We start from the raw sequence: 18,152 nt of genomic DNA, 5'->3' as shown, positions 1-18,152 counted from the left end.
GGAAGCCCCATGAATCTGCCTCCCCGTCAGCAGCAAATCCTCGAGCTGGTTCGCGAACGCGGCTATGTGAGCATCGAGGAAATGGCCACGCTGTTCGTTGTTACCCCGCAAACCATCCGCCGCGATATCAATCAGCTCGCGGAAGCTAATCTGCTGCGTCGCTACCACGGCGGCGCTGCCTATGATTCCAGCGTCGAAAACACGGCCTATGCGATGCGCGCCGATCAGATGCGCGATGAAAAACAACGCATCGGTGAAGCCATCGCCGCACAGATTCCCGATCACGCCTCGCTGTTTATCAACATCGGTACCACCACCGAGTCGATTGCCCGCGCCCTGCTCAATCACAACCACCTGAAGATCATCACCAACAACCTGCACGTGGCGTCGATGCTCAGCGCCAAGGATGATTTTGATGTGCTGCTGACTGGCGGCAATGTCCGTCGCGATGGCGGTGTGGTGGGTCAGGCGAGTGTGGATTTCATCAATCAGTTCAAGGTTGATTTCGCGCTGGTCGGTATCAGTGGCATCGACGAGGACGGCAGTCTGCTCGACTTCGATTATCAGGAAGTGCGGGTTTCGCAGGCGATCATTGCCAATGCACGCCAGGTGATTCTGGCGGCGGACTCAAGCAAGTTCGGGCGTAACGCGATGATCCGGCTCGGGCCGATCAGCCTGATTGATTGCCTGGTGACCGATCAGCAACCGGTGCCGGCGCTGGCGCAGTTGTTGAGCCAGCACAAGATTCGGTTGGAAGTGGTTTAACCCCCTCAAGATCAAAAGATCGTCCGATCCCGGCGCGATCTTTTGCCTTTAATGTTCGAAAATTTTCCTTTCCCCGCCCTTCGATGAGTTTTTTCAATCGAATGCGACTGGCTGTGCGCGTGTTTATGGGCTACCATTTTCGCAAATGAACATTCATGTTCGATTTCCAATATAGAAAATCAAAAGAGCCCGAGGCCAGCCGATGTCCACATCTACCTTGCGTACGCCCCCTATCTCCGAGATCTACGACATCGCCGTCATCGGTGGCGGGATCAATGGGGTGGGGATCGCAGCGGATGCCGCCGGTCGCGGGCTTTCGGTGTTCCTTTGCGAAAAGGACGATTTGGCCAGCCACACGTCGTCGGCCAGCAGCAAGTTGATCCACGGCGGCCTGCGCTACCTCGAACATTACGAGTTCCGCTTGGTGCGTGAAGCGCTGGCCGAACGCGAAGTGTTGCTGGCCAAGGCGCCGCACATCGTAAAACCAATGCGCTTCGTGCTGCCGCATCGTCCGCACCTGCGTCCGGCGTGGATGATTCGTGCCGGACTGTTCCTTTACGACAACCTCGGCAAGCGCGAAAAACTCGCAGGTTCGCGCAGTCTTAAGTTCGGCGCCGACAGCGCACTGAAAAGCGAAATCACCAAAGGCTTCGAATACTCCGATTGCTGGGTCGACGACGCCCGCCTCGTGGTCTTGAATGCCATGGCTGCCCGGGAAAAAGGCGCCCATGTGCACACCCAGACCCGTTGCGTCAGCGCCCGCCGCGCCAATGGCTTGTGGCATCTGAACCTGGAGCGTGCCGACGGCAGTCTGTTCTCGATCACCGCCAAAGCACTGGTAAACGCCGCGGGGCCGTGGGTTGCCAAGTTCATTCGCGACGACCTGAAGATGGAATCGCCATACGGCATCCGTCTGATTCAGGGCAGCCACCTCATCGTGCCGAAGCTGTACGAAGGCGAACATGCGCACATTCTGCAAAACGAAGATCAGCGCATCGTCTTCACCATTCCGTACCTGAACCACTTCACGTTGATCGGCACCACCGACCGCGAGTACACCGGCGATCCGGCGAAAGTGGCGATTACCGACGGCGAAACCGATTACCTGCTGAAAGTGGTCAACGCACACTTCAAGAAGCAGGTCAGCCGCGACGACATTCAGCACAGCTACTCGGGTGTGCGTCCGTTGTGCAACGACGAATCCGATAACCCGTCGGCCGTGACCCGCGATTACACCCTGGCGCTGTCCGGCAGCAACGAAGAAGCGCCGCTGCTCTCGGTGTTCGGCGGCAAGCTGACCACCTACCGCAAACTCGCCGAGTCGGCGATGGCGCAGTTGATGCCGTACTTCACCCAGATGCGCCCGAGCTGGACGGCTTCGGCCACCCTGCCCGGCGGCGAAGACATGACCACCCCGCAGGCCTTGAGCGCGCTGATCCGCGACAAGTTCGACTTCGTCCCGACCGAGATCGCCCGCCGCTGGTCCACCACTTATGGCAGCCGTACCTGGCGCATGCTCGAAGGTGTGGAATCCCTGGCTGACATGGGCGAACACATTGGTGGTGGGCTCTACACCCGCGAAGTGGATTACCTGTGCAGCGAGGAATGGGCAACGACCGCACACGATATTCTGTGGCGTCGCAGCAAGCTGGGCTTGTTCACCACGCCCGCCGAGCAGGAGAAACTGGCGGCGTATCTGGGTAAGGTCGAGCAGAATCGCAAGATTGAAGCGGCTTGATTTGAACATTGGTTAAACAAAAAGCCCCTGAATCGAAAGGTTCGGGGGCTTTTTATTGTGTGGATTCTGATAAGTCTGGTTGGGTCAGTTAGCTTTCTGCCCCCCCTCACCCCAGCTTTCCCGAAACGTCGGACCGCCCCCAAGGGGGCGAGGGGAAAGGGAGCAGATCTTCATGGAGTTAACTCGTGAGTCCGACTCGGTATCTCAAGTCGACTGCACTCATCCAGACAACTCGGTCAGTCCCCTCTCCCTCCGGGAGAGGGCTAGGGTGAGGGGCTTCTATCTGTTCGGCTTTCCGAACGCGACCTGTTGGTCGATTCGGTTAACCGGATCAGATACGCCACAAAAATCCGACACAAAACTTTAATAACGTTATAAATCATATATTTAGGTATTGGCGACTGGTCTGGCACGACTCATGCTCTACACTCTCTCGACGAATGCCTGTTGTGTCGACACTTCAGGAGCCGTCAGGCATTCGAAGCACAAAAGGGCCGACAAACTGGCTCCATAAAAAAAACAATGTCGAGGAAAATTTGATGCGCATCGTTCCCCATATCCTGGGCGCAGCCATTGCTGCCGCTCTGATCAGCACGCCAGTTTCCGCCGCCGAACTCACCGGCACCCTGAAGAAGATCAAAGAGTCCGGTGTTATCACCCTGGGCCACCGCGATGCCTCCATCCCGTTTTCCTACATCGCTGATGCCTCCGGCAAACCGGTCGGCTACTCGCACGATATCCAGCTGGCCATCGTCGAAGCGATCAAGAAAGACCTCGACCTTCCAAACCTGCAGGTCAAATACAACCTGGTGACCTCGCAAACCCGTATTCCACTGGTGCAGAACGGCACCGTGGACGTCGAGTGTGGCTCCACCACCAACAACGTCGAGCGTCAGCAGCAGGTTGACTTCTCCGTCGGCATCTTCGAAATCGGTACTCGTCTGCTGTCCAAGGCTGACTCCAAGTACAAGGATTTTGACGACCTCAAAGGCAAGAACGTCGTGACCACCGCCGGCACCACGTCCGAGCGCATCCTCAAGGCGATGAACGCCGACAAGCAGATGGGCATGAACGTCATCTCAGCCAAAGACCACGGCGAATCCTTCCAGATGCTGGAATCGAATCGTGCCGTTGCGTTCATGATGGACGACGCGCTGCTGGCCGGCGAAGCTGCCAAGGCCAAGAAAGCCAGCGACTGGGCCGTCACCGGCACTCCACAGTCGTACGAAATCTACGGCTGCATGATGCGCAAAGGCGACGAGCCGTTCAAAAAGGCTGTGGATGACGCCATCAAGGCGACTTACGCATCGGGCGAGATCACCAAGATCTACACCAAGTGGTTCATGTCGCCGATCCCGCCAAAAGGCCTGAACCTGAACTTCCCGATGAGCGACGAACTCAAGACCCTGATCGCCAATCCGACCGATAAAGCGGCTGACGACAAGAAATCCTGATTTCTGACTAACCTTATCTCCTGAAGGGGCTCGGCCCTTTCAGGAGATTGTCACTCCCTGCTGGCACTTTCTGGAAACACTCGAACCGGTGGCTGTCGAGCCGATCGCGTGTGCCTGATCTTCACGATCAGAGGGAACGGAGTTTCCCAGGCGGGCACTTGTACATCGATCGAATCGAGGGGAGACCCTAATGAATTACAACTGGGACTGGGGCGTGTTCTTCAAGTCCACCGGCGTGGGCAGCGAGACCTATCTCGACTGGTTCATTTCCGGTCTGGGCTGGACCATCGCCATCGCCATCGTGGCCTGGATCATCGCTCTGCTGCTGGGCTCGGTGCTGGGCGTCATGCGCACCGTGCCGAACCGCATCGTGTCGGGCATCGCGACCTGCTACGTCGAGCTGTTCCGTAACGTGCCACTGCTGGTTCAGCTGTTTATCTGGTACTTCCTGGTACCCGACCTGCTGCCGGCGGATATTCAGGAGTGGTACAAACAGGACCTCAACCCGACCACTTCGGCTTACCTGAGCGTTGTCGTTTGCCTGGGTCTGTTCACCGCCGCACGTGTTTGCGAACAAGTACGTACCGGCATCCAGGCGTTGCCGCGTGGCCAGGAATCGGCCGCCCGCGCCATGGGTTTCAAGCTTCCGCAAATCTACTGGAACGTGCTGCTGCCCCAGGCTTACCGGATCATCATTCCGCCGCTTACCTCGGAATTCTTGAACGTCTTCAAAAACTCCTCCGTGGCCTCGCTGATCGGCCTGATGGAGCTGCTCGCGCAGACCAAACAGACCGCCGAGTTCTCGGCCAACCTGTTTGAAGCGTTCACCCTGGCCACCCTGATTTATTTCACCCTGAACATGAGCCTCATGCTGCTGATGCGCGTGGTCGAGAAGAAAGTTGCCGTGCCCGGCCTGATCTCCGTGGGGGGTAAATAATGGAATTTGATTTCAGTGGCATCGTCCCGGCCATTCCCGGTTTGTGGAACGGCATGGTCATGACCCTTCAATTGATGGCGCTGGGCGTGGTCGGCGGGATCATTCTCGGCACCATTCTGGCGCTGATGCGCCTGTCCTCGAGCAAACTGCTGTCGCGGTTTGCCGGTGCCTACGTCAACTACTTCCGCTCGATCCCGCTGCTGCTGGTGATCACCTGGTTCTATCTGGCGGTGCCGTTCGTGCTGCGCTGGATCACCGGCGAAGACACCCCGATCGGTGCGTTCACCTCGTGCATCGTGGCGTTCATGATGTTCGAAGCCGCGTACTTCTGCGAAATCGTCCGCGCCGGTGTGCAGTCGATTCCCAAAGGTCAGATGGGTGCTGCACAAGCGCTGGGCATGAGCTACGGGCAGATGATGCGCCTGATCATCCTGCCGCAAGCGTTCCGCAAGATGACACCGCTGCTGCTGCAACAGAGCATCATTTTGTTCCAGGACACCTCGCTGGTTTACACCGTGGGTCTGGTGGACTTCCTCAATGCCTCGCGCGCCAGTGGCGACATCATTGGCCGTTCCAATGAGTTCCTGATCTTCGCAGGTCTCGTGTACTTCACAATCAGCTTTGCCGCCTCGCTGCTGGTCAAGCGTCTGCAAAAAAGGTTAGCCGTATGATCTCTATCAAGAACATCAACAAGTGGTATGGGGACTTCCAGGTGCTGACTGATTGCAGCACCGAGGTCAAAAAAGGCGAAGTGATCGTGGTCTGCGGCCCGTCCGGTTCGGGCAAGTCGACCCTGATCAAATGCGTCAACGCGCTGGAGCCGTTCCAGAAAGGTGACATCGTCGTAGACGGCACTTCGATTGCCGACCCGAAGACCAACCTGCCGAAACTGCGTTCGCGCGTGGGCATGGTTTTCCAGCATTTCGAACTGTTCCCGCACCTGACCATCACCGAAAACCTGACCATCGCGCAGATCAAGGTGTTGGGCCGCAGCAAGGAAGAGGCGACCAAAAAAGGTCTGCAGTTGCTTGAGCGCGTCGGCCTGTCGGCTCACGCCCACAAGCATCCTGGCCAACTGTCCGGCGGTCAGCAACAGCGCGTGGCGATTGCCCGTGCGCTGGCGATGGACCCTATCGTCATGCTGTTCGACGAACCGACCTCGGCGCTCGACCCTGAGATGGTCAACGAAGTGCTCGACGTGATGGTGCAACTGGCCCAAGAAGGCATGACCATGATGTGCGTAACCCACGAAATGGGCTTCGCACGCAAAGTGGCTGACCGAGTGATCTTCATGGACGCCGGCAAGATCATCGAAGACTGCCCGAAAGAAGAGTTCTTCGGCGACATCAGCGCCCGCTCCGAACGCGCGCAGCACTTCCTTGAGAAAATCCTGCAACACTAAAAGCAACACCACCCTCCCCAACTTTGGGGAGGGGTGGGTTCTCTGACAATGAGATCCCTTGTGGTGAGGGGATTTATCCCCGTTGGGTTGCGAAGCGGCCCCTGCATTTCAAAGTCAAACCGGGTCTAACCGGATTGACGACTGCTTCGCAGCCGATCGGGGATAAATCCCCTCGCCACAGGTTCCGCGCTCGACCAAACCAGTGTGCTGTTGCCATGCTGGTTGACCCAAGGCATCTGTGATGAAATGCGACCCCAATCTCTATCGCGCAGCGCCGCCATCACTTGCCGTGAAACCCCGTCTGATTCGTCATCTGTTCTTGCCGCCGCTGGTCATCGCCCTGATGGTCGGCCTGGGTTTTATCGGCTTCTGGACCAGTGAACACTTCGGCATCCGCAGCCTTGGCGAGAACGGCCAGCGTCAGCTGGAACTGCACGCCCGCGCCGTCGAGAGCGAGATCAGCAAATACACCTACCTGCCCAGCCTGCTGGAACTGGAAACCAGTGTCCCGCAACTGCTGGCCGACCCGACCCCGGAACACCGGCAGACGGTCAACGATTACCTTGAAGGCCTGAACCGGCGCAGCCGCAGTCGGGCCATCTATGTGATGGACACCACCGGCCGCGTGATGGCCACCAGTAACTGGCGCGATGTCGACAGTTATCTGGGTGAAGACCTGTCCTTCCGCGCTTATTTTCAAAAAGCCATACGCGGTGAACCCGGCCGTTTCTACGGGATCGGCAGCACCAACGGCGAACCCGGCTACTACCTCGCCCACGGCCTCGAAGAACACGGCAAGATCATCGGCGTCGCCGTGGTCAAAGTGCGCCTCGAAGCCATGGAAGAACGCTGGCAACGGGCGCGTCTCGAAGCGTTTGTCAGCGATGAAAACGGCATCATCATTCTGTCCAGCGATCCGGCCAGACGCCTCAAATCGGTCATTGCGCTGAGTGACGAAGTTAAAGAGAAGCTCGCCCGCAGCCTTCAGTACTACTGGTTCCCGCTCACCGAGCTGCAACCGCTGGCCCGGGAAACCTTGTCCGAAGGCGTGGAGAAACTCACCTTCCCGGCCAACAGTGAAGTGCAGTCTGACGAAGACGACATCAGCTATCTGGCCCAGACGCGGCCGCTAAGCGATACACCGTGGAATTTCACCCTGCTGACGCCGCTTCAGGATTTGCGCCGCGAAGCGATCAACCAAGGCATTCTGGTCGCCATCGCATTTGCCCTGGTGGCGTTCCTGCTGATTGCCTGGAACGAGCGGCGCAAGGTCATCGCCACCCGCCTCGCCGCCCGCGAAGCCTTGCAGGAAGCCAACAATCAACTGGAGCGTCGGATTACCGAACGCACCGCCGACCTGCGTGCCAGCAACGACCGGCTCAAAAGCCAGATCCGCGAACGCCGACAGGCTGAAGAGACGTTGCGCCGTGCCCAGGATGAACTGGTGCAGGCCGGCAAACTCGCCGCCATCGGCCAGATGTCCACCAGCATCGCCCACGAGTTGAACCAGCCGCTGGCGGCCATGCGCACCCTGTCAGGCAACACCGTGCGTTTTCTGGAGCGCGGTCAGCTCGATGTCGCCAGCACCAATTTGAAGACCATCAACGACCTGATCGACCGCATGGGCCGGATCACCGCCAGCCTGCGCTCTTTTGCCCGGCGTGGTGACAATCAGGGCCAGGCCAGCCTCGGCAAAGCCGTGGACGCGGCGCTGCAATTGCTCGGCGCACGCCTGGAGAATCCGGCGCTGCAACTGCACCGGCAATTCATTGATGTGCAGTTGCACATCGACCAGACCCGCCTCGAACAGATTCTGGTCAACCTCATCGGCAACGCCCTCGACGCCATGCAGGCACAATCGTTGCCGCAATTGTGGCTGGAGGGTGAAGAGTTCAATGGCAAATATCGCCTGCGGGTGCGCGACAACGGCCATGGTGTCGACGCCGAAGCGCGCAAGCATCTGTTCGAACCGTTCTTCACCACCAAGCCCGGCGAACAGGGCCTGGGCCTTGGCCTGACGCTTTCCGCCAGCCTCGCCGCCGCCACGGGCGGACACCTCGGTGTCGAACACCCTGGCGGCGGTGGGACCACCTTCGTCCTCAGTTTACCGTTGGTAAGCCCTACTCCTGCCGAGCCAATATGAACCAAGACCTCAGTGTATTGATCGTCGAAGACGACCCCCATGTGTTGCTCGGCTGCCAGCAAGCGCTGACGCTGGAAGACATTCCCAGCATCGGCGTCGGCAGTGCCGAAGAAGCGCTGGAGCGCGTCGGCGACAACTTTGCCGGCATCGTCATCAGCGACATTCGCCTGCCGGGCATCGATGGTTTGGAGCTGCTGACCCGGCTCAAGCAACGCGACCGCAGTTTGCCGGTGGTGCTGATCACCGGGCACGGCGACATCTCCATGGCGGTCGGCGCGATGCAGAAAGGCGCCTACGACTTCATGGAAAAGCCGTTTTCGCCTGAGCGCCTGGTCGATGTTGCCCGTCGTGCGCTGGAGCAACGCAGCCTCGCCCGTGAGGTCTCGTCGTTGCGTCGGCAACTGGCCGAACGTGATTCCCTGGAAGGCCGGATCATCGGGCGCTCGCCGGCCATGCAGAACCTGCGCGAGCTGATCGCCAACGTCGCCGACACCTCGGCCAACGTCCTGATCGAAGGCGAGACCGGCACCGGTAAAGAACTGGTCGCCCGCTGCCTGCACGATTTCAGTCGGCGGCACAGCAAGCAGTTCGTTGCGCTGAACTGCGGCGGTTTGCCGGAGAACCTTTTCGAAAGCGAAATCTTCGGTCACGAGGCCAATGCGTTCACCGGCGCCGGCAAGCGCCGTATCGGCAAGATCGAACACGCCGATGGCGGCACGCTGTTCCTCGATGAAGTGGAAAGCATGCCACTGCCGCTGCAAATCAAACTGCTGCGCGTGTTGCAGGAACGCACCCTCGAACGCCTCGGTTCGAACCAGAGCGTGGCGGTGGATTGCCGGGTGATTGCGGCGACCAAATCCGACCTCGACGAATCGAGCAAGGCCGGCGCATTCCGTAGCGATCTGTATTACCGCCTCAACGTGGTAACGCTGGAATTGCCGCCGCTGCGCGAGCGCCGCGAGGACATCCTGCAACTGTTCGAACACTTCACCCAGCAGTCGGCCCTGCGCTTCGACCGTGCGCTGCCGGAAATGGATAACCAGACCCTGTCGAGCCTGATGAGCCACGACTGGCCGGGCAACGTGCGTGAACTGCGCAACGTCGCCGAGCGTTTTGCCCTCGGTTTGCCGGCCTTCAAGAAAACCGGTGCCGGCAGCGCCGGTCAGGGTCTGGCGTTTGCCGAAGCGGTGGAAGCCTTCGAACGCAACCTGCTCAGCGACGCCTTGCACCGCAGCGGCGGCAACCTGACCCAGGCCAGCCTGGAACTGGGCATGGCCAAGACCACGCTGTTCGACAAAGTCAAAAAATACGGGTTGAGCCACTGATGGATCTGCTGCTGAAAGCGGCACTCGGTGCCGCGGTTGTGCTGATTCTCGCGGCGCTGGCCAAGACCAAAAACTATTACATCGCAGGGTTGGTGCCGCTGTTTCCGACGTTTGCGCTGATTGCTCACTACATCGTCGGCAAGGGGCGCTCGGTCGATGATCTGAAGACCACCATCGTGTTCGGGATGTGGTCGATCATTCCGTACTTTGTGTATCTGGCGACGTTGTATGTGATGGTCGACCGGATGCGGCTGGAGGCTTCGCTCGCAGTGGCAGCGGTGGCGTGGCTGATGGCGGCGACGGTGTTGGTGTCGGTTTGGGTGCGCCTGCACAGCTGAGATCAAAAGCTACCCTCATCGGAACGCCGCCCGCCCAGCCCTCTCCCGGAGGGAGAGGGGGCCGACCGAGGTGTCTTGCGTCGAACATCGACCTGAAAGACCGAGTCGAATATGGATTCGGCAAAGTACGTTCACGTCGGTGTAGCTCTCAAATATCCCCCAATCATTCCCCTCTCCCTCCGGGAGAGGGTTAGGGTGAGGGGCTCTACAGCAGATTCCGCCCCACCACCGGCTCAATCTGCGCCCAATGCGAAGTGTCTTCACGATGCGCCTGCAAATACGGCAATACCGCCGCCAGCAACGGCTCCTTGAACGCTTCCTGAAACCTGTGCGCCAGCCCCGGGATCAGCTTCAACTGACTGCCGCGAATGTGCGCGGCCAAATGCACGCCATGCATGACCGGCAGCAACGGATCGGCCGTGCCGTGCACTACCAGCGTCGGCACGCGCAATTGGTTGAGCAGCGCCACCCGGCTCGGCTCGGCCAGAATCGCCATGATCTGGCGCTTGACGCCTTCCGGGTTGAATGCGCGGTCATAGGAATCCGCCGCTTGTTGCAGCAACGCCTGGCGATCATCGCTGACCGCCGGGCTGCCGAGTGCGGCGAGTAAATCCGCCTGCTGCTCCAGCGCCACCTCTCGGTTCGGTGCACCACGTCGCGACAGTAACTGCACCAGCGCTGCGCTGGGTGCCGGCAAGCCTTCGGCGCCGGAACTGGTCATGATCAGCGTCAGACTTTCGACCCGCTGCGGCGCCATGGCTGCCATGTGCTGGGCGATCATCCCGCCCATGCTCGCGCCCAGCACATGAAATTGCTCGACGTGCAGGGCCGTCATCAGCCCCAACGCATCATCGGCCATGTCGGTCAGGCTGTAGGGCGCTGCCACCGGCAAGCCCAGTTTGTAGCGCAGCACTTCAAAAGTCAGGTTGGCCTCGGCCGGTGCCTGACGCCACGTCGACAGACCGACATCGCGGTTGTCATAGCGAATCACCCGAAAACCCTGCTGACACAGCGCCACGACCACTTCGTCCGGCCAGTGGATCAACTGCCCGCCCAGCCCCATCACCAACAGCAATGCCGGATCCGAAGCACGGCCGATACTCTGGTACGCCAGGCTGACCTGCGCCAGATCGACACGCTCGGTGGGCACATTCACATCGCATCGCGACGCCGCAGAGGCCGGCACGCCAAAAAAAATCGCGGCCAAAACAGCCGCAATCGAAAACCATCCCTTCATCATCAAAAACACCGAAACACAGAACCCCAGTAGAGCGCGAGTCTGATGAAGTTTGTACAAGCGCGCTGCCACAGTTACGTGACAGTTTGATGAAGAGTGCCGAGCGGTCATCCGGGTCGGACGCAGCCTCCGACCTCTAATCGATCCTGCGGGCCAGCGTCAGGCCAATTGACTACGCAACTGCCGCGCCGCCGCCACCATGTTCACCAGTGCCGCTTCGGTCTCGGGCCAGGCGCGGGTTTTCAGGCCACAGTCGGGGTTGACCCACAGGCGCTCGGCGGGAATGCGCTGCACCGCTTTGCTCATCAACTTGACCATTTCTGCGGTGTCCGGCACCCGTGGCGAGTGGATGTCATAGACGCCGGGGCCGATGTCGTTCGGGTAATCGAACGCTTCGAAGGCCTCGAGCAACTCCATGTCCGAGCGCGAGGTTTCGATGGTGATGACGTCGGCGTCCATGTCGGCGATGGCTTTGATCACGTCGTTGAATTCGCTGTAGCACATGTGGGTGTGGATCTGGGTTTCATCCTTCACGCCAGAAGCCGTCAGACGGAACGCCTCGACCGCCCAGTCCAGATATTCCTGCCATTGCGCGCGACGCAACGGCAGGCCTTCGCGGAATGCGGCTTCGTCGATCTGCACGATCTTGATGCCGGCGCTTTCCAGATCGACCACTTCATCGCGCAGGGCCAGCGCCAGTTGCTGCGCCTGGATCTTGCGCGAAACGTCCTCACGGGGAAACGACCACATCAGCATGGTCACGGGGCCGGTCAACATGCCTTTCATGACCTTGTCGGTCAGGCCCTGCGCGTAGCTGATCCAATCGACCGTCATCGCTTGCGGACGGCTCAGGTCACCGTAAATCACCGCCGGTTTCACACAGCGCGAACCGTAGCTTTGCACCCAACCGAAACGGGTGAACAGATAACCGTCGAGTTGCTCGGCGAAGTACTCGACCATGTCATTGCGCTCGGCTTCACCGTGGACCAGTACGTCCAGCCCGAGGCGTTCCTGAATCTGCACGGCGTGGCGGATTTCGCTGCGCATGGCGTCGTGGTAATCGTTGGCCGACAGCTTGCCCTGCTTGAACGCCTGACGCGCCAGACGGATCGCACCGGTCTGCGGGAACGAGCCGATGGTGGTGGTCGGGAACGTCGGCAATTGCAGGCGCGCCTGTTGCTTGGCGATGCGCTTGGCAAACGGCGAATGACGCTGACTGTCGTGGGCATTGATCGCCTTGACCCGCGCCTGCACTGCGGTTTTATGAATGCGTGGCGACTGCGCGCGGCTGGCGTGAATAGCCCGGCTCTCGGCCAGCGCAGATTGCACCTTGGGCGCCTGCGGATCGTTCAGCGCATCACGCAGCACGGAGATTTCACTGCACTTCTGCACGGCAAACGCCAACCAGCTTTTCAGTTCCGGATCGAGTTTGTCTTCTCGCTCGACATCCACCGGGCTGTGCAGCAACGAGCAGGAACTGCTGACCCACAGGTTGTCACCGAAACGCTCCTGCGCCGGTTGCAGTTGCGCCAGCGCCTGCTCCAGTTCGCAGCGCCAGACGTTGCGACCGTTGACCAGCCCCACCGAGAGAATCTTGTAGGTCGGCAGGCGATCGAGCACCTGACCGAGTTGCTCCGGCGCGCGCACCGCGTCGATGTGCAGCCCCTGTACCGGCAGACCCACGGCCAGACCCAGGTTGTCTTCGAGACCACTGAAATACGTCGCCACCAGTTTCTTCAGCGGCGAATACTGGAGGATGTGATAAGCGCGTTCGAAGGCGCTTTTCCAGGCTTGCGGCAGGTCGAGGGTGAGGATCGGTTCGTCGATCTGCACCCATTCCACGCCTTGCTCGGCGAGGCGCACGAGGATTTCGTTGTAGACCGGCAGCAGGCGCTCGAGCAAATCCAGCTTGTCGAAATCATTGCCTTTCGCTTTGCCCAACCACAGGTAGGTCAGCGGCCCGATGATCACCGGTTTGACGTTGTGGCCCAGCGCTTTGGCCTCTTCGACTTCATCGAACAACTGGTTCCAGCTCAGCTTGAATGCTTGATCAGCGCTGAATTCCGGGACGAGGTAGTGATAGTTGGTGTCGAACCACTTGGTCAGTTCCTGCGCGTATTGAGTCTTGCCCTGCTCGCTGCCGCAACACTGGGTGGTCGCACCACGGGCCATGGCGAACAGGGTGTCGAGGGTCGGCTGGCCGCGCTCGTCGCGCACGCCGTCGAAACGTTCGGGGATCACGCCAAAGGTCAGCGAGTGAGTCAGCACCTGGTCGTACCAGGCGAAGTCGCCAACCGGCAGCAGATCGATGCCGGCGTCTTTCTGCAATTGCCAATGGCGGGCGCGCAATTCTCGACCGACCTGGTTCAGGGCAACCTGATCGAGATCGCCTTTCCAATAGGCTTCGAGGGCTTTTTTCAGTTCGCGGTCGGCGCCGATGCGCGGGAAACCAAGGGTGTGGGCCACGGCCATGTCGAGTGTGCTCCATTGCATAAAAGATGGCGCCATTGTCGACAGTCAAACCAACATGAGACAAACTCAACCTTTTCGCGTTGATCACAAGTTTTCCTCATGGAGCCAGCCGGTGCTTGAAATCCGTCACCTGAAAACCCTGCACGCCCTGCGCGAAGCCGACAGCCTGGTCGATGCCGCCGACCGTTTGCACCTGACCCAATCGGCACTTTCGCACCAGTTCAAGGAGCTGGAGGAGCGCTTGGGCATGCAGTTATTCGTGCGCAAGACCAAACCGGTGCGTTTCACCAGTGCCGGTCTGCGTCTGCTGCAACTGGCCGACTCGACCCTGCCCCTCCTGCGCGCTGCCGAGCGCGACATCAGCCGCCTGGCCGGGGGCACAGCCGGGCGTTTGCACATGGCGATCGAATGCCACAGCTGCTTCCAGTGGCTGATGCCGACCATCGACCAGTTCCGCGACGCGTGGCCGGAAGTCGAACTCGACCTCGCGTCGGGCTTCTCCTTCGCGCCGCTGCCGGCCTTGGCGCGGGGCGATCTGGACCTGGTGGTCACCTCCGACCCGCTGGAAATTGCCGGCATCACCTACGTGCCGTTGTTCACCTACGAAGCCATGCTCGCGGTGGCCAATCAGCACGCGCTGGCGAGCAAACCGTACATCGTCCCCGAAGACTTGCTGACTGAAACGCTGATCACCTACCCGGTGGAACGCGACCGACTGGACATCTTCACCCGTTTCCTGGAGCCGGCCGATATCGAACCGGCGCAGGTACGCACTTCGGAGCTGACGGTGATGATGATGCAACTGGTCGCCAGCGGCCGCGGCGTGTGCGGCATGCCGCACTGGGCGCTGCATGAATACAGCTCGCGCGGTTACGTGAAAGGCAAACGGTTGGGCGAGAAAGGTTTGTTTGCCACGCTGTACGCAGGCATTCGCGCCGACATGCTCGATGCGCCGTACATGCGTGATTTTTTGCTGACGGCCAAGGACACTTCGTTCTCGACGCTTGATGGGGTCAGTGCCGTGCGCTGAACTCAGCAACACCCCCACACCCTGTGGGAGCGAGCTTGCTCGCGAAAGCGGTTTATCAGGCACTGATGATGGCGACTGACACGGCCCCTTCGCGAGCAAGCTCGCTCCCACAGGGTTCTACGCATGGATTCAGATCTGGCGCCACATGTGGATCTTGTCGAAATAATCCTCGCCCACCCGTACCGCTAACGGCTCCAGTCCGAACTGGATAAAGCCACAACGCTGATACAGCTTGAACGCTGCATCGTTGCCAGCAGTAACCGTGAGCTGCACAAGCTTCAACTCGGGATGATTTTGCGCCTCGGCCAGCGCCGCTTGCACCAGTTCATACCCCAAGCCGTGCTGACGAAAATCCGCCGACACGTACATGCCGAACAGCGTGGCCTTGTGTCTGGCCTTCTCTCGCGGCTCAAATGCCAAACCGACAATGCCAGCCAGCGTGCCACCCTCGAAAGCGCCGAGCACCACATCGAGCTTGCTGGTCAGGCGTGCTTCCCACCAGCTCAGCGGCATCACCGCCCGTTCACGCACGCTGGAGGTGAACGCCTGCGGATGACGGTCGTAGGCTTCGAGCATCAGTTCCCGATAGGCCAGGGCATGGCTGGCGTCCAGCGTTTCGATCCACATTTCAAGCGGCTCGCCGTTGCTCAAGCATCAAGCGAATGGCCAGACCGCCCAGCACCAGCCCCATGAAATAACGCTGCATCACCAACCACGTCGGGTTGCGCACGAACCACGACGCAATGCCCGCCGCGAACAATGCAATCAGCAGATTGACGCTGAAACTGACGCTGATCTGGGTCAGGCCGAGGATGATGCTTTGAGTGAACATCGAGCCGTGTTCAGGGCTGATGAATTGCGGAAACACCGAGAGATAGAACACCGCAATTTTCGGGTTCAGGGCACTGGTGAGAAAGCCCATGGTGATCAGTTTTCGCGACGAATCCGGCGGCAACTGCTGGGCTTCGAACGGCGAACGCGCACCGGGTTTCAGCGCTTGCCAGGCCAGCCACAGCAGGTACAGCGCGCCGGCCCACTTCAACACTTCATAAGCCATCGGCACCGCGAGGAACACGGCGGTCAAACCGGCAGCCGCGGCAAACATATGCACAAAGAAACCCGCGACCACACCCAGCAACGAGGTGACGCCCGCCTTGCGCCCCTGACAGATCGAACGCGAGATCAGATAGATCATGTTCGGCCCCGGCGTGAGGACCATCAACAACGCGGCAGCGGCGAAAATCAGCAGGTCTTGAAGCGGGATCATGATGGGCGTCCTTTGCGTTAATGATCAGGCGATTTTGGTCAGCGAGGCTCGATAAAACGGCAGGATCAGGTCGCGTGTCAATGGTGCCAATTCAATCGCCGGATCAGTGGCCGGATCGACCCAGATCACCTCTTCGATCTCGGCGGCCGGGGACACTTTGGCGTCGATGGTCAGTTGAAAGATTTCTGCTTGAACGACGAACCCCGGCTCATTGGCGGCGGGTGCCGAGAACTGACCAAGAAACGTCGCCTGCAATGGATCGATGACCAATCCCAACTCTTCTTCCAGTTCACGGGCCAAGGCATGTACCGGTAACTCATGCGCTTCAATCTTGCCGCCCGGTTGCATGAACGCCGTGGTGGCGCGTTTGCGTACCAGCAAGGTCTGGCCGTCGGCGTTGAGCAACAGCGCGGCGGCGATGTGGATGATGCGAGGTGAAACGGCGGATGCACACGTCATGGGTCAGCCACGGGCCTGGAGAAAACCGCAAGGATCCCATGCCTGCCCCGCCAACGTCACCCCTGTGCCTCTAGCGCCCCTTCCACTTCCTCCGGCACCTTCACGAACACTTTGTATTTAGCCCCCTCCATGGCCTCGAAACTGATCAGTTTGTCCACCAGCAGTGCGCTCAACACCTTGCCGGCATTGAGCAGCAACATGCCGTTGTCGGCATTCAGATTGCGCGCCAGAATCATTCCCGCCGCCAGCTCGCGGGTGCTCAGCACCTTAACGTCCGGGTCGGCGAGGACCACATCGCTCAGAAACGCCGCGCAGACCTCGATGAAGTCCTCGACCAGCTCAGGATCGTAAAGTTTGCCGGCGTACTGACGCAGGTATAACAACGCCTCGTCGCTGTTCATTTGCCGCTCGAGAATCAGCCCGCGCTGCAATTCGACGAAATCCACCGCCAGTTTCAGCAGCCGCGAGCCAAACGGGATCGCCTCGCCCTTGAGCCGATCCGGAAAGCCGCTGCCGTCCCAGCGTTCCTGATGATGCAGGATCAACCGGGCCGCATCCTTCATCGGGTCGAGCGTCATCAGCAGCGACTCGCTCTGTTTCGGATAACCGCGATAGCGATCGCGTTCGGTATGGCGAAGCAAATCCGAGGGGGTGACCATCATGTTGTCGGTCCAGCTCAGTTTGCCGATGTTGTACAACGCAGCGGCCATGGTCAGGTCACGACTGCTGGCCTCATCGAGTCCGTGCATCTTGCAGTAGCCGCGCACCAGTTCGATGATTTGCCGATTGGTCTGCTTGGCAGGCGGCAGACGCAAGTTGGCCAGCAGCGAAAACACTTCGGTGCCGGTCACGTAACTGTGTTTGAGCTCCTCATAGGCCAGATCAAGCATGTCGGCGGTCTGCTGCAACTCGGCGGTACGCGCGGCGACGTGTTTTTCCAGGGTGCTGTTGAGCAATTTGAGCTGATCGTTCTGCACTTGCGCCAATCGCTCCAGGCGCTGACGTTCACGCTCGGAATGCTGATGCTCCAGCGCCTGACGCAAGGTCAGGAGCATTTCTTCGTCGTTCCAGGGTTTGCTGATGTAGCGATCGATCCGCCCTTCGTTGATGGCTTTGATGATCGCCTCAGGATCGGCATAGCCGGTGAGCATGATCCGCGTGGTCGCCGGATAGAGTTCGTGGACGCGCGCCAGCAATGTGGCGCCGTCCGTATTGGGCATGCGTGCGTCGCTCATCACCAGATCAACGGGCTGTTGCGCCAGCATTTCCAGCGCCTGGGCGCCGCTGGTGGCCAGCAACACGTCGTATGGCTGACTGCGCAGCAAACGCCGCAGGCTGTTGAGGATCGACTCTTCGTCATCGACCAGCAACACCTTGGGCCGGTGTGGTGAAGCCTGGGGAGATTGTTCTTCCATGGTGTGGCCTCAAGCGAAACAGTGAACCTGACAGGCGCGCCTACAGACTTCCTGACTTGCCTGCGCTTGAGGGCAAGGCTAGATGATTTTCGCGGGGTTCACGCAATACATCGGTTACACACCGGCAAGCGAAGTGCCCTGCGGCCAACTATGCTCAAGAGGTCGAACGA

At 59.8% G+C, this 18,152-nt stretch carries 16 protein-coding genes; 10 read left to right on the top strand and 6 right to left on the bottom strand.

Going from position 1 to position 18,152, the window contains the following annotated elements:
• Window positions 1-9: 9 nt before the first annotated feature.
• From ACIQVE_RS16395 to ACIQVE_RS16355, 9 genes are all read left to right on the top strand, one after another.
• The gene (locus tag ACIQVE_RS16395; RefSeq protein ID WP_007916700.1) at window positions 10-765 is read left to right on the top strand and encodes a DeoR/GlpR family transcriptional regulator; all 756 of its coding nucleotides are present in this window, start codon (window positions 10-12) and stop codon (window positions 763-765) included.
• A 202-nt stretch (window positions 766-967) separates the two neighbouring features.
• Window positions 968-2,503 (top strand): glycerol-3-phosphate dehydrogenase, encoded by a 1,536-nt coding sequence (gene glpD, locus ACIQVE_RS16390; RefSeq protein ID WP_402810179.1) that lies wholly within the window; start codon window positions 968-970, stop codon window positions 2,501-2,503.
• A gap of 539 nt (window positions 2,504-3,042) precedes the next feature.
• Window positions 3,043-3,957, top strand: coding sequence for a glutamate/aspartate ABC transporter substrate-binding protein (locus ACIQVE_RS16385; protein WP_402810177.1), 915 nt, complete (start codon window positions 3,043-3,045; stop codon window positions 3,955-3,957).
• Window positions 3,958-4,147: 190 nt separating this feature from the next.
• Window positions 4,148-4,894, top strand: coding sequence for an amino acid ABC transporter permease (locus tag ACIQVE_RS16380; protein ID WP_402810176.1), 747 nt, complete (start codon window positions 4,148-4,150; stop codon window positions 4,892-4,894).
• Entirely contained in the window at window positions 4,894-5,565 is a 672-nt protein-coding gene (locus ACIQVE_RS16375) for an amino acid ABC transporter permease (RefSeq protein WP_402810175.1), read from the top strand. Before ACIQVE_RS16380 ends, ACIQVE_RS16375 begins: the two co-directional genes overlap by 1 nt.
• Window positions 5,562-6,296, top strand: a complete 735-nt coding sequence (locus ACIQVE_RS16370) for an amino acid ABC transporter ATP-binding protein (RefSeq protein WP_042560754.1) — start codon at window positions 5,562-5,564, stop codon at window positions 6,294-6,296. The genes ACIQVE_RS16375 and ACIQVE_RS16370 overlap by 4 nt, the downstream gene beginning before the upstream one ends.
• A gap of 241 nt (window positions 6,297-6,537) precedes the next feature.
• Window positions 6,538-8,439, top strand: a complete 1,902-nt coding sequence (locus ACIQVE_RS16365; RefSeq protein ID WP_402810173.1) for an ATP-binding protein — start codon at window positions 6,538-6,540, stop codon at window positions 8,437-8,439.
• The gene (locus ACIQVE_RS16360; RefSeq protein ID WP_402810171.1) at window positions 8,436-9,764 is read left to right on the top strand and encodes a sigma-54-dependent transcriptional regulator; all 1,329 of its coding nucleotides are present in this window, start codon (window positions 8,436-8,438) and stop codon (window positions 9,762-9,764) included. Before ACIQVE_RS16365 ends, ACIQVE_RS16360 begins: the two co-directional genes overlap by 4 nt.
• 8 nt (window positions 9,765-9,772) lie before the next feature.
• A complete protein-coding gene (locus ACIQVE_RS16355) occupies window positions 9,773-10,102 on the top strand; it encodes a GlpM family protein (RefSeq protein ID WP_402810201.1) in 330 nt (109 codons plus the stop codon).
• Between the two features lie 205 nt (window positions 10,103-10,307).
• Here the strand turns inward: ACIQVE_RS16355 and ACIQVE_RS16350 are convergent, their stop codons facing one another.
• Complete coding sequence (locus ACIQVE_RS16350) at window positions 10,308-11,342, bottom strand: alpha/beta fold hydrolase (protein ID WP_402810169.1); 1,035 nt, start codon at window positions 11,340-11,342, stop codon at window positions 10,308-10,310.
• Between the two features lie 156 nt (window positions 11,343-11,498).
• Window positions 11,499-13,811: a 5-methyltetrahydropteroyltriglutamate--homocysteine S-methyltransferase gene (gene metE, locus ACIQVE_RS16345; protein ID WP_402810199.1), complete on the bottom strand. Its 2,313-nt coding sequence runs from the start codon at window positions 13,809-13,811 to the stop codon at window positions 11,499-11,501.
• Window positions 13,812-13,923: 112 nt separating this feature from the next.
• Between metE and metR the strand changes: the two genes are divergently transcribed.
• Complete coding sequence (metR, locus tag ACIQVE_RS16340; RefSeq protein ID WP_402810167.1) at window positions 13,924-14,841, top strand: transcriptional regulator MetR; 918 nt, start codon at window positions 13,924-13,926, stop codon at window positions 14,839-14,841.
• Window positions 14,842-14,970: 129 nt separating this feature from the next.
• Here the strand turns inward: metR and ACIQVE_RS16335 are convergent, their stop codons facing one another.
• Genes ACIQVE_RS16335 through ACIQVE_RS16320 form a run of 4 tightly spaced genes read right to left on the bottom strand, consistent with a single transcriptional unit; the run spans window position 14,971 to window position 17,982 of the window.
• Window positions 14,971-15,468, bottom strand: coding sequence for a GNAT family N-acetyltransferase (locus ACIQVE_RS16335; protein ID WP_402810165.1), 498 nt, complete (start codon window positions 15,466-15,468; stop codon window positions 14,971-14,973).
• Between the two features lies 1 nt (window position 15,469).
• The gene (locus ACIQVE_RS16330) at window positions 15,470-16,108 is read right to left on the bottom strand and encodes a LysE family translocator (protein ID WP_402810163.1); all 639 of its coding nucleotides are present in this window, start codon (window positions 16,106-16,108) and stop codon (window positions 15,470-15,472) included.
• A gap of 24 nt (window positions 16,109-16,132) precedes the next feature.
• Window positions 16,133-16,567, bottom strand: a complete 435-nt coding sequence (locus ACIQVE_RS16325; RefSeq protein WP_402810160.1) for an NUDIX domain-containing protein — start codon at window positions 16,565-16,567, stop codon at window positions 16,133-16,135.
• 56 nt (window positions 16,568-16,623) lie between these two features.
• A complete protein-coding gene (locus tag ACIQVE_RS16320; RefSeq protein WP_402810158.1) occupies window positions 16,624-17,982 on the bottom strand; it encodes an HD domain-containing phosphohydrolase in 1,359 nt (452 codons plus the stop codon).
• Window positions 17,983-18,152: the final 170 nt, after the last annotated feature.

Origin of the sequence: Pseudomonas sp. NPDC098747 (assembly GCF_044760045.1) — a bacterium.
Classification (GTDB): Bacteria; Pseudomonadota; Gammaproteobacteria; order Pseudomonadales; family Pseudomonadaceae; genus Aquipseudomonas.
The sequence above is the reverse complement of the archived record's forward strand: the minus strand, read 5'-3'. Positions and strand labels throughout refer to the sequence as shown.

What these genes read in the sequence shown, in the direction of transcription:
- ACIQVE_RS16395 (WP_007916700.1), top strand. Translation starts at nt 10, where the DNA reads ATGAATCTGCCTCCCCGTCAGCAGCAAATCCTCGAGCTGGTTCGCGAA.
- glpD (WP_402810179.1), top strand. Translation starts at nt 968, where the DNA reads ATGTCCACATCTACCTTGCGTACGCCCCCTATCTCCGAGATCTACGAC.
- ACIQVE_RS16385 (WP_402810177.1), top strand. Translation starts at nt 3,043, where the DNA reads ATGCGCATCGTTCCCCATATCCTGGGCGCAGCCATTGCTGCCGCTCTG.
- ACIQVE_RS16380 (WP_402810176.1), top strand. Translation starts at nt 4,148, where the DNA reads ATGAATTACAACTGGGACTGGGGCGTGTTCTTCAAGTCCACCGGCGTG.
- ACIQVE_RS16375 (WP_402810175.1), top strand. Translation starts at nt 4,894, where the DNA reads ATGGAATTTGATTTCAGTGGCATCGTCCCGGCCATTCCCGGTTTGTGG.
- ACIQVE_RS16370 (WP_042560754.1), top strand. Translation starts at nt 5,562, where the DNA reads ATGATCTCTATCAAGAACATCAACAAGTGGTATGGGGACTTCCAGGTG.
- ACIQVE_RS16365 (WP_402810173.1), top strand. Translation starts at nt 6,538, where the DNA reads ATGAAATGCGACCCCAATCTCTATCGCGCAGCGCCGCCATCACTTGCC.
- ACIQVE_RS16360 (WP_402810171.1), top strand. Translation starts at nt 8,436, where the DNA reads ATGAACCAAGACCTCAGTGTATTGATCGTCGAAGACGACCCCCATGTG.
- ACIQVE_RS16350 (WP_402810169.1), bottom strand. Translation starts at nt 11,342, where the DNA reads ATGATGAAGGGATGGTTTTCGATTGCGGCTGTTTTGGCCGCGATTTTT.
- metE (WP_402810199.1), bottom strand. Translation starts at nt 13,811, where the DNA reads ATGGCCGTGGCCCACACCCTTGGTTTCCCGCGCATCGGCGCCGACCGC.
- ACIQVE_RS16335 (WP_402810165.1), bottom strand. Translation starts at nt 15,468, where the DNA reads ATGTGGATCGAAACGCTGGACGCCAGCCATGCCCTGGCCTATCGGGAA.
- ACIQVE_RS16330 (WP_402810163.1), bottom strand. Translation starts at nt 16,108, where the DNA reads ATGATCCCGCTTCAAGACCTGCTGATTTTCGCCGCTGCCGCGTTGTTG.
- ACIQVE_RS16325 (WP_402810160.1), bottom strand. Translation starts at nt 16,567, where the DNA reads ATGACGTGTGCATCCGCCGTTTCACCTCGCATCATCCACATCGCCGCC.
- ACIQVE_RS16320 (WP_402810158.1), bottom strand. Translation starts at nt 17,982, where the DNA reads ATGGAAGAACAATCTCCCCAGGCTTCACCACACCGGCCCAAGGTGTTG.